This is a genomic window from Muribacter muris (genome assembly GCF_001038205.1).
Lineage (GTDB): Bacteria > Pseudomonadota > Gammaproteobacteria > Enterobacterales > Pasteurellaceae > Muribacter > Muribacter muris.
This window is the reverse complement of record NZ_JWIZ01000002.1, coordinates 62463-71372: the sequence shown is the minus strand read 5'-3', so window position 1 is coordinate 71372 and position 8910 is coordinate 62463. Positions and strand designations below refer to the sequence as shown.

The window sequence follows — 8910 nt, the reverse complement described above, 5'->3', positions numbered from 1 at the left end:
GGTACGCCTACTTGGCGACCTAAAAGGATGTGCTCACGAGTTTGTGGCATAGGGCCGTCTGTTGCTGCAACGACTAAGATTGCGCCGTCCATTTGTGCCGCACCGGTAATCATGTTTTTAACATAGTCGGCGTGCCCCGGACAGTCAACGTGTGCATAGTGGCGAGTTGCTGTATCGTATTCAACGTGTGAGGTGTTGATGGTGATACCACGCGCTTTTTCTTCCGGCGCGTTGTCGATTTGGTCGAATGCACGAGCCGCACCACCGAAGTGTTTGGATAATACAGTCGTGATTGCTGCTGTTAAAGTTGTTTTACCGTGGTCAACGTGGCCGATTGTACCCACGTTAACGTGCGGTTTTGTACGTTCAAATTTTTCTTTAGACATTTTAAGAGTCCTCTAAATAAACAAACACGGTTACGATGGTACGTTACCACATTAACCAAATGTAGAATCAATTACTTAATTAAGGATGAGATGAAGATAGAATAGAAGTGGTGCTGATAGGCGGATTTGAACCGCCGACCTCACCCTTACCAAGGGTGTGCTCTACCAACTGAGCTATATCAGCGCTTGGAGCGGGCAGCGGGAATCGAACCCGCATCATTAGCTTGGAAGGCTAAGGTAATAGCCATTATACGATGCCCGCTGTTCTAAATTCGTCTGTCCCAAGATTCAATTAAGAAATGGTGGAGGGAGAAGGATTCGAACCTTCGAAGGCTGAGCCAACAGATTTACAGTCTGCCCCCTTTGGCCGCTCGGGAATCCCTCCACACTAATTGAATACTTATTTACACTGCGCAGTGGATGGTGCCGACTACCGGAATCGAACTGGTGACCTACTGATTACAAGTCAGTTGCTCTACCTACTGAGCTAAGTCGGCGTTGCGTCGTCGTAAGCAAGTGATGCGCATTATAGGGATTTCCGAAAACCTTGCAAGTATTTTTTTCTAAAAATTTAGAAAATCGGATCTTTCGCTTGTAAAATATGCAAACTGATGACTTTTTAAGTATTTTTGCAACATTTACAGAGAGAAACGCCCCATTCCTTAAGTTTCTATTGTATATTTAGCAAGCTAAATGCTGCTCGAAATGAAAATAACAGACAAAAATAGAAGAGAATTGGCTATGAGCCTGCAAAAAAATACCAAAATCAGCCCCTTTTTAACCTTTGACCGTCAGCAATGGGCGGCGTTGCGTAAATCCGTCCCGCTCAAATTAACCGAACAAGACCTCAAACCGCTACTTGGTTTTAACGAAGAGTTGTCATTAGACGAAGTCAGCACTATTTATCTGCCGCTCGCCCGCTTAATCAACTATTACATTGATGAAAATCTCAAACGTCAGCAGGTTTTGCATAAATTCTTAGATGTTGCCTCGCCGAAAGTGCCTTACATTATCAGCATTGCCGGCAGTGTATCGGTTGGGAAAAGTACCTCCGCCCGTATTATTCAAGCCTTGCTTTCTCAATGGCCGCACGAACGGAAGGTTGATTTAATCACCACAGACGGTTTCCTTTACCCGCTGGACGTATTAAAAGAGAAAAATCTGCTCCAAAAGAAAGGGTTTCCAGCCTCTTACGATATTCACCGCCTGATTGCGTTTGTGTCCGACATTAAATCGGGCAAACGGGAGGTGAAAGCACCGATTTACTCGCATTTAACCTACGACATTATTCCCGATCAATTTAACGTGGTCGATCAACCGGATATTGTGATTTTAGAAGGCTTAAACGTCTTGCAAACGGGAATGAACTACCCCGCCAGCCCGCATAATGTGTTTGTGTCAGATTTTGTGGATTTTTCCGTTTATGTCGATGCTGACGAAACACTCCTGAAAAAATGGTATATCCACCGTTTCTTGAAATTCCGCCGCGGCGCATTTTCTGATCCGAATTCCTATTTTCACCATTATTCGACCTTATCGGAAGCCGAGGCGGTTGCCACTGCCTCCAGTATTTGGGATGAAATTAACGGCTTGAATTTACGGGAAAATATTTTACCGAGCAGAGAGCGGGCAAATCTCATTTTGGTGAAAGGGGAAGATCACGCCATCGAAACGGTGAAATTGAGAAAATAGCGATGTCCGGAGCGCAAGGCTTTCAATTTAAACGCTTTTTCATTGCTCACGATCGTTGTGCAATGAAAGTGAATACGGACGGTATCGTGCTAGGGGCATTGGCAGATATTGACAAAGCACAGCGGATTCTCGACCTCGGTACAGGCACGGGATTGATTGCAATAATGTTGGCACAACGCACCGCTTGCACGGTGCAAATCACGGCGGTTGAGCTGGAGACAGCCGCCGCTGCGCAGGCTTATGCCAATGCACAAAACAGCCCGTGGTGTGAACGGCTTCACATTATACAGGGCGATGTGATGACACTGGATTTCGCACCTTATTTTGATCTGATTGTCTCCAACCCGCCCTATTTTGAACACAGCCCGGCAAGCCGTGATCACCAGCGAGATCTTGCCCGCTTAGCGATAACCAGCCATTTTGATTGGCTGAAAAAAGCGAAAAATTGGCTGGCGCCTGCCGGTAAAATTAGCCTTATTTTGCCTGTTGACGCTGCGGAAAAATTGATTGAACCCGCCCAAACCCTCGGTTTACATTGCGTAGAATATTGGCAAATTCAAACCAAAATCAATAAACCGCCGAAACGTGCGGTGGTGAGTTTTTCCTTTATTGCTCAACGGCTTAGCCGGCAAACCTTGGTAATTTATCGACAGGATAACCAATACACCGATCAATTTAAACGCCTCACCCAAGATTTCTACCTCAATTTTTGAGATTTTTGCCAATAAAACAGCGTAACCGACCGCTTGCAAGCGGTCAGTTTTCGACAATGTTGTGAAAATTAACCGATAATTTCGCTTAACTCGACCTTGCGGTTTTGATTGCGGGACAGGGTGCAGGCATCGGCGGTTGCAATCGCTGCACGGGCGGCTTCACCGGTCAATAGCGGCAGAAATTCAGCGGTTGGCGGCATACCGTGTAGCAGGTCGTTGAGGTATTTCATCTCTTTATGCATCACTGCATTTAGCCATAACGGCGTGGTTTGCCCCGGTTTACCGTATTGAATGGCGGCATCTTTTTGCTTGGCGGTATAAATGCGTCTGCGGTCGTCATCTTCCGCTTGGCTTTCGTGAATAAGAAAATGACTGTCTTGCCCGTCCAGCCGTAATGTGCCTTGACAGTGATACAGATCGAGCTTAATCGCCCCTTTTTCGCCTTGAATCAGCACATAATGTTCGCCCCACTGAAATGCCGATCCCCATTCTAACAAGGCGAAACGCCCGTCCGCATATTCCATATTCACAAACAGCATATCGTCTTCATCGCCAAATTGAGGGCTTTGGTGAGCGACATTACTGGCAGTCATTGTAACCGTTTTAGGTATGCCGCCCATTAAAAATTGTACGCAGTCCAATTCGTGAATATGGTGATACAAATGCCCGCCCGATTTCGCCCGCATTTTTTTCCAAGAGACGCTTGGTTGAACATCTTCCCAGCCGTTGCGAGCGGTATGGCAATATAGCACTTTGCCGATAACCCCTTGATTGATTAGCGTTTTGGCGTGTTGCACTCCATTGAAGAAATTCATTATATGCCCAGCCATAAAGGTAACGCCGTTTGCTTCACAGGCTTTGACCATTTCATCACAATCGGCATAGTTAATGGCGATCGGTTTTTCGCAGAAAACGTGCTTTTTATGTTGGGCGGCGAGGATCACCGGTTCTTTGTGCAGATAATTTGGCGAGGCAACGATCACGCAATCAATATGCGGATTGCTCACTAGTTCAAGTAAACTCTCGGCAGCGGTGCAACCCAGTTCGGCGGCAATCGTGTTACCGTGTTCAGGGTCGTAAACCATTGTTACTTGTGCATCGTCTTGTTGGTTCATAATGCGAGCGAGATCTGCGCCGAAATAACCGACGCCGACCACGCCGTAGCGAATAGTCATTTTTACTCCTTAACCTACTGATAGTAAAAGATAATCCGATGTTTTGATAAGAACAGACAGGTGAGCCGTTTGAGCGAGATCGCTTCGGCTCACCTATAATGAATTAAGAATGACGAACGGTGCGATCATAGGCTTTCCCCAAAAAACTCTCAAGAGCTTGATTAAGCGAACATTGAAATTTGTGATCTGCCTCACATTTTGGGTTCAGTGAAAAGGGCGTGTCGCCAAGTCATATTGCCTTGCCAAGCGGTCGGATCTGGACGAAAATTTGCAAAAAATTGCAGAAATCTCACCGCTTTTCACCATTCACTGATAGAATACGGCGGATTTTTTCTCAACCAGAAGGAAAAGTGATGAGTACAGAATATTTGGATTTTGAATTGCCGATTGCCGAGCTGGAAGCCAAAATCGAGGCGTTGCATTCTGCGGTGGGCAATGATAACAGAATCAACCTTGACGATGAGATTGCCCGTCTGCAAAAGAAAAGCGAAGAATTAACCAAGAAAACCTTTTCAGATTTAGATGCGTGGCAAATTTCCCGTATGGCACGCCACCCAAGCCGCCCTTATACCCTAGATTATATTGAGCGGATCTTCACCGAATTTGACGAGCTGGCGGGCGATCGTGCCTTTGCCGATGATAAAGCGATTATCGGCGGTATTGCGCGTTTGGACGGGCAGCCGGTGATGGTGATTGGGCATCAGAAAGGGCGTAGCGTTAAAGACAAAGTGAAACGTAATTTTGGAATGCCTGCGCCGGAAGGTTACCGTAAAGCCTTGCGTTTAATGCAGATGGCGGATCGCTTTAAATTGCCGATCATCACCTTTATTGATACGCCGGGGGCATATCCGGGCATTGGGGCGGAAGAGCGGGGACAATCGGAAGCGATCGCTCGCAATTTGCGTGAAATGTCCACCCTCAAAGTGCCGGTAATTTGTACTGTCATCGGCGAAGGCGGATCGGGCGGTGCATTAGCCATCGGGGTTGGCGACAAAATCAATATGTTGCAGTACAGTACCTATTCGGTGATCTCGCCGGAAGGCTGTGCTTCGATTTTATGGAAAAGTGCTGAAAAAGCCTCTGCCGCGGCGGAAGTGATGGGGCTGACCGCGCCACGTCTGAAAGAGTTAGGGTTGATCGACAATATCGTACCTGAACCTTTGGGCGGTGCACACCGTGATTTTGAGCAAATGGCAGCGAATTTGAAACAACGTTTATTAGATGATTTGGCGGATCTCGCCCCGCTTGATGAAGCGGCTCTTACAGATCGCCGTTATCAACGTTTAATGAACTACGGCTACGTTTAGCCGAATAAGCGGTAAGATTGACGCAATAATTTGCAAATCTTGCCGTTTTTTATGTGCAGAAAAGATCAGCTATCCGAGTGCTTGTGTACTTACGATTGGAACATAAAGGGAAAAATGGTGCCGACTACCGGAATCGAACTGGTGACCTACTGATTACAAGTCAGTTGCTCTACCTACTGAGCTAAGTCGGCAAAGAAGGGTATCTTGAAAAACGGGGCGTATTCTAATTATTTTGCGGTGTTTTGCAATATTTTTTGCCGGAAAATCACTTGATAAGCGTATAAATGTTGAATAATCCAACATATTTTGAGGATAAAGAACACAATGAAACATATTCTTTCTATTCAGTCTCACGTTGTGTACGGCTATGCCGGCAATAAATCGGCAACCTTCCCGATGCAACTTTTAGGAGTGGACGTTTGGGCGTTGAACACGGTGCAGTTTTCTAACCATACCCAGTACGGTAAGTGGACGGGAATGGTGATTCCGAAAGAGCAAATCGGCGAAATTGTGCGGGGGATTGATGAGATCAACGCCTTAGCCGAGTGTGATGCGGTGCTTTCCGGCTATATCGGCTCGGCGGAGCAGGTCGCAGAGATTGTGAAAGCCTTTGAGCAGGTCAAAGCCCGTAATCCGAAAGCTGTTTATTTGTGCGATCCGGTAATGGGACACCCCGATAAAGGCTGCATCGTAGCGGACGGCGTGAAAGAGGGCTTAATCAATCTCGCGATGGCGAAAGCGGATATTATTACGCCGAATTTAGTCGAATTGCGTGAGTTGAGCGGCTTGGCGGTGGAAAACTTCGAGCAAGCGATCGAGGCAGTGAAAGTGCTTTTAACTAAAGGCCCGAAAAAAGTGCTTGTGAAACATTTAAGCCGTGTGGGTAAAAATGCCGATCAGTTTGAAATGTTGCTGGCAAACGAGGACGGCATTTGGCATATCAGCCGCCCGCTGCACGCTTTCCCGAAAGAACCGGTGGGCGTAGGCGACTTAACGGCAGGGATATTCTTGGCAAATGTGCTAAACGGCAAATCCGATATTGATGCCTTTGAGCATACCGCCAACGCCGTCAATGATGTAATGGAAATTACCCACCAAAGCGGGCGTTACGAGCTGCAAACTATTGCCGCCAGAGAGGTGATTTTAGTGCCGAAAAGCCATTATCAAGCGGTGAAAATTGCTTAATAGCCAACTATTAAACAGATAGATTGAAAAAATAGCCTAATCCGTTATCATTTGATTTTGCGATTTATTCTCAATTCAATCAATGAAAATTCTCTATATTCTGTTTGGCTTTCTCTTTATTGCATTAGGTGTAATAGGTGTGGTTGTGCCGGGGTTGCCGACCACCCCTTTTTTGTTGCTGGCGCTTTACTGCTTCGGTAAAAGCTCCGAACGCATCAAAAACAGGTTTATGCAAACCAAATTATATGATCGATATTTGAAAGATTACGATCGTAACCGAGCGATGACGCTGAAACAAAAAATCAGTATTTTGGCGTTTTCCGCCCCGTTTTGCCTGTTCGCATTGCTGACCCTGCCGAATATTTGGGGCAAAATTTGCCTGATACTGGTGATCATTTTTCAATATTATTACTTCTTCTTTAAGATTAAAACTTTAGAAAAACCGCCTACTACATTAAAATAGTCGCTCATAATTTTGCAAAAAAGTGAGAGAAAATGACCGCTTGTTTAACTCAAGAGAGGCTCAAAATCGGTTTAGTGTCGATTTCCGATCGTGCTTCTCAAGGCGTTTACACCGATCAAGGCATTCCGGCGTTGCAAAGCTGGTTGAGTGCCGCCCTGATTGCCCCTTTTGACCTGGAAAGCCGTTTAATTCCCGATGAACAAACCGTCATCGAACAGACGCTGATTGAGCTGGTCGATCAACACGGTTGCCATTTAGTACTGACCACCGGCGGCACAGGGCCGGCAAAACGGGACGTTACCCCCGATGCCACCTTAGCGGTTGCCGATCGGGAAATGCCCGGTTTCGGCGAACAGATGCGGCAGGTGAGCCTGCATTTTGTGCCGACCGCGATTTTATCCCGCCAAGTCGGCGTTATCCGTCGCCAATCCTTAATTTTAAATTTGCCGGGGCAACCGAAAGCGATTAAAGAAACGCTGGAAGGGGTAAAAGACGAGCAAGGCAAAGTGTTGGTGCGAGGCATTTTCAGTGCCGTACCCTATTGCCTACAACTGTTAAGCGACATTTATATTGAAACCCACCCCGAAATTTGCGAAAGTTTTAGACCGAAATCGGCACGAAAAGAGGAGATAAAATGAAAAAAATTGAAGCCATTATTAAGCCCTTTAAATTAGACGATGTGCGAGAAGCTCTGACCGATGTCGGCATTATGGGAATGACCGTTACCGAAGTGAAAGGCTTCGGGCGTCAAAAAGGGCATACGGAACTCTATCGTGGGGCGGAATATGCGATTGACTTTCTGCCAAAAGTGAAGTTAGAAATCATTGTTACCGATGAACAGGTGGACGACTGCATTGAAGCGATTATTGACACTGCCCAAACCGGTAAAATCGGCGACGGCAAAATTTTCGTTTACGAGGTTGAGCGTGCAATCCGCATTCGCACCGGCGAAGAAAACGAAGACGCAATTTAGTTAGGAGTAAACTATGTTTAAAAATTTAGAATTAGAAAATTTTGGTGCATTTAAGCAAGCGGCACTCGATTTTTCATCTAATATCAATGTGTTTATCGGTGAAAATGGGACGGGAAAAACACATATTATGAAATTAATCTATTGTTTACAGCATAGCAGCAATAGTGAATTTATGTTAGAGGAAAAATTAAAAAATGTTTTTAGTGTAAAAAAAGGAGTGAACCGTCTAGTACACCGTAAACAAGGTCCAACAACATGTCGGGTGATATTAAGAGATAAATATCAAGGAAAGAAAGAATTAATTTTTGATAATACGAAAGCTCGTAAGTTTGAATTAAATACTAAGAAAAGTAATATTAATTTTGATTCTTCATCACCTGTATTTATTCCCGTTAAAGAAGTGTTATCCTTTGCCCCAGGGTTTATTTCACTCTATGATAAATATGATCTTGCATTTGAAGAAATTTACTACGACATTATAAAACAGGCTTATTTACCCGCAAGAAAAGGTATGCCATTAGATAATGAGAAGCCGTTGTTGGATTTAATAAGAAAGATCGTGGGAGGGAGAGTGAGTGTTAAAAATGAGGAATTTCAGCTCTCTTCTAGAGGATCTAACTTAGAAATGGCTTTGGTTGCTGAAGGACATAGAAAATTAGCATTAATCTGGCAGCTAATTCACAATGGTTCGTTATTTAGTAATAATACATTATTTTGGGACGAGCCTGAATCTAACTTAAATCCTTATTTAATGAAAGACGTGGCGAAAATATTAGTAATGTTAGCCCAAAGAGATGTGCAAATCTTTGTCGCTACGCATAATTACGCATTTTTAAAAGAACTCGAATTTGCAAAAGAAAACGTTGACATTGCTTTTTTTGCTTTAGATAAAAAGAAAGATGAAGGTGTAATAACTAAAAAATTTGAAAATTATATTGATATAGCCCCAAATAAAATCTCTGAAGAATACTCTCGAATTTATAAAGAAGAAATAAGAAGAGCTTTGGAGAACTAAA

10 protein-coding genes and 5 tRNA genes are annotated in these 8910 nt (G+C 44.6%); 8 read left to right on the top strand and 7 right to left on the bottom strand.

The window, feature by feature from the left end; genetic code table 11:
* The 5 genes from RO21_RS00630 to RO21_RS00610 form a co-directional block, all read right to left on the bottom strand.
* Positions 1 to 386 (bottom strand): GTP-binding protein (locus RO21_RS00630; protein WP_047975859.1); only part of this gene is annotated, 386 nt, incomplete at its 3' end.
* 108 nt (positions 387 to 494) lie between these two features.
* Positions 495 to 570: transfer RNA gene (locus RO21_RS00625), tRNA-Thr, on the bottom strand.
* A gap of 3 nt (positions 571 to 573) precedes the next feature.
* A tRNA-Gly gene (locus RO21_RS00620) sits at positions 574 to 648 on the bottom strand.
* Positions 649 to 686: 38 nt separating this feature from the next.
* A tRNA-Tyr gene (locus RO21_RS00615) sits at positions 687 to 771 on the bottom strand.
* Between the two features lie 36 nt (positions 772 to 807).
* Positions 808 to 883 (bottom strand) — tRNA-Thr (locus RO21_RS00610).
* 244 nt (positions 884 to 1127) lie between these two features.
* On the opposite strand from RO21_RS00610, the gene coaA reads away from it, so the two are divergent.
* Together coaA and RO21_RS00600 are read left to right on the top strand one after the other, a co-directional pair.
* Positions 1128 to 2078 carry a type I pantothenate kinase gene (gene coaA / locus RO21_RS00605; RefSeq protein WP_047975858.1) on the top strand — a complete coding sequence of 317 codons (951 nt, stop codon included), beginning with the start codon at positions 1128 to 1130 and terminating at the stop codon, positions 2076 to 2078.
* A gap of 2 nt (positions 2079 to 2080) precedes the next feature.
* Complete coding sequence (locus RO21_RS00600) at positions 2081 to 2791, top strand: tRNA1(Val) (adenine(37)-N6)-methyltransferase (protein ID WP_047975857.1); 711 nt, start codon at positions 2081 to 2083, stop codon at positions 2789 to 2791.
* A 68-nt stretch (positions 2792 to 2859) separates the two neighbouring features.
* On the opposite strand, the gene RO21_RS00595 is transcribed toward RO21_RS00600, so the two are convergent.
* Positions 2860 to 3966, bottom strand: coding sequence for a Gfo/Idh/MocA family protein (locus RO21_RS00595; RefSeq protein WP_047975856.1), 1107 nt, complete (start codon positions 3964 to 3966; stop codon positions 2860 to 2862).
* A 353-nt stretch (positions 3967 to 4319) separates the two neighbouring features.
* Between RO21_RS00595 and accA the strand changes: the two genes are divergently transcribed.
* Positions 4320 to 5273, top strand: a complete 954-nt coding sequence (gene accA / locus RO21_RS00590; protein WP_047975855.1) for an acetyl-CoA carboxylase carboxyl transferase subunit alpha — start codon at positions 4320 to 4322, stop codon at positions 5271 to 5273.
* 115 nt (positions 5274 to 5388) lie between these two features.
* On the opposite strand, the gene RO21_RS00585 is transcribed toward accA, so the two are convergent.
* Positions 5389 to 5464, bottom strand: a tRNA-Thr gene (locus RO21_RS00585).
* 133 nt (positions 5465 to 5597) lie between these two features.
* Here RO21_RS00585 and pdxY point away from each other — a divergent pair.
* The 5 genes from pdxY (at position 5598) to RO21_RS00560 (ending at position 8909) form a co-directional block, all read left to right on the top strand.
* Positions 5598 to 6458 (top strand): pyridoxal kinase PdxY, encoded by an 861-nt coding sequence (gene pdxY, locus RO21_RS00580; protein ID WP_047975854.1) that lies wholly within the window; start codon positions 5598 to 5600, stop codon positions 6456 to 6458.
* Positions 6459 to 6540: 82 nt separating this feature from the next.
* A complete protein-coding gene (locus RO21_RS00575) occupies positions 6541 to 6921 on the top strand; it encodes a YbaN family protein (RefSeq protein WP_047975853.1) in 381 nt (126 codons plus the stop codon).
* Between the two features lie 32 nt (positions 6922 to 6953).
* Positions 6954 to 7559: a molybdopterin adenylyltransferase gene (gene mog, locus RO21_RS00570; RefSeq protein WP_047975852.1), complete on the top strand. Its 606-nt coding sequence runs from the start codon at positions 6954 to 6956 to the stop codon at positions 7557 to 7559.
* Positions 7556 to 7894, top strand: coding sequence for a nitrogen regulatory protein P-II (glnB, locus tag RO21_RS00565; protein ID WP_047975851.1), 339 nt, complete (start codon positions 7556 to 7558; stop codon positions 7892 to 7894). Before mog ends, glnB begins: the two co-directional genes overlap by 4 nt.
* A gap of 13 nt (positions 7895 to 7907) precedes the next feature.
* Positions 7908 to 8909 (top strand): AAA family ATPase, encoded by a 1002-nt coding sequence (locus tag RO21_RS00560; protein WP_047975850.1) that lies wholly within the window; start codon positions 7908 to 7910, stop codon positions 8907 to 8909.
* The last annotated feature ends 1 nt before the right edge of the window (position 8910 follow it).

What these genes read in the sequence shown, in the direction of transcription:
- coaA (WP_047975858.1), top strand. Translation starts at nt 1,128, where the DNA reads ATGAGCCTGCAAAAAAATACCAAAATCAGCCCCTTTTTAACCTTTGAC.
- RO21_RS00600 (WP_047975857.1), top strand. Translation starts at nt 2,081, where the DNA reads ATGTCCGGAGCGCAAGGCTTTCAATTTAAACGCTTTTTCATTGCTCAC.
- RO21_RS00595 (WP_047975856.1), bottom strand. Translation starts at nt 3,966, where the DNA reads ATGACTATTCGCTACGGCGTGGTCGGCGTCGGTTATTTCGGCGCAGAT.
- accA (WP_047975855.1), top strand. Translation starts at nt 4,320, where the DNA reads ATGAGTACAGAATATTTGGATTTTGAATTGCCGATTGCCGAGCTGGAA.
- pdxY (WP_047975854.1), top strand. Translation starts at nt 5,598, where the DNA reads ATGAAACATATTCTTTCTATTCAGTCTCACGTTGTGTACGGCTATGCC.
- RO21_RS00575 (WP_047975853.1), top strand. Translation starts at nt 6,541, where the DNA reads ATGAAAATTCTCTATATTCTGTTTGGCTTTCTCTTTATTGCATTAGGT.
- mog (WP_047975852.1), top strand. Translation starts at nt 6,954, where the DNA reads ATGACCGCTTGTTTAACTCAAGAGAGGCTCAAAATCGGTTTAGTGTCG.
- glnB (WP_047975851.1), top strand. Translation starts at nt 7,556, where the DNA reads ATGAAAAAAATTGAAGCCATTATTAAGCCCTTTAAATTAGACGATGTG.
- RO21_RS00560 (WP_047975850.1), top strand. Translation starts at nt 7,908, where the DNA reads ATGTTTAAAAATTTAGAATTAGAAAATTTTGGTGCATTTAAGCAAGCG.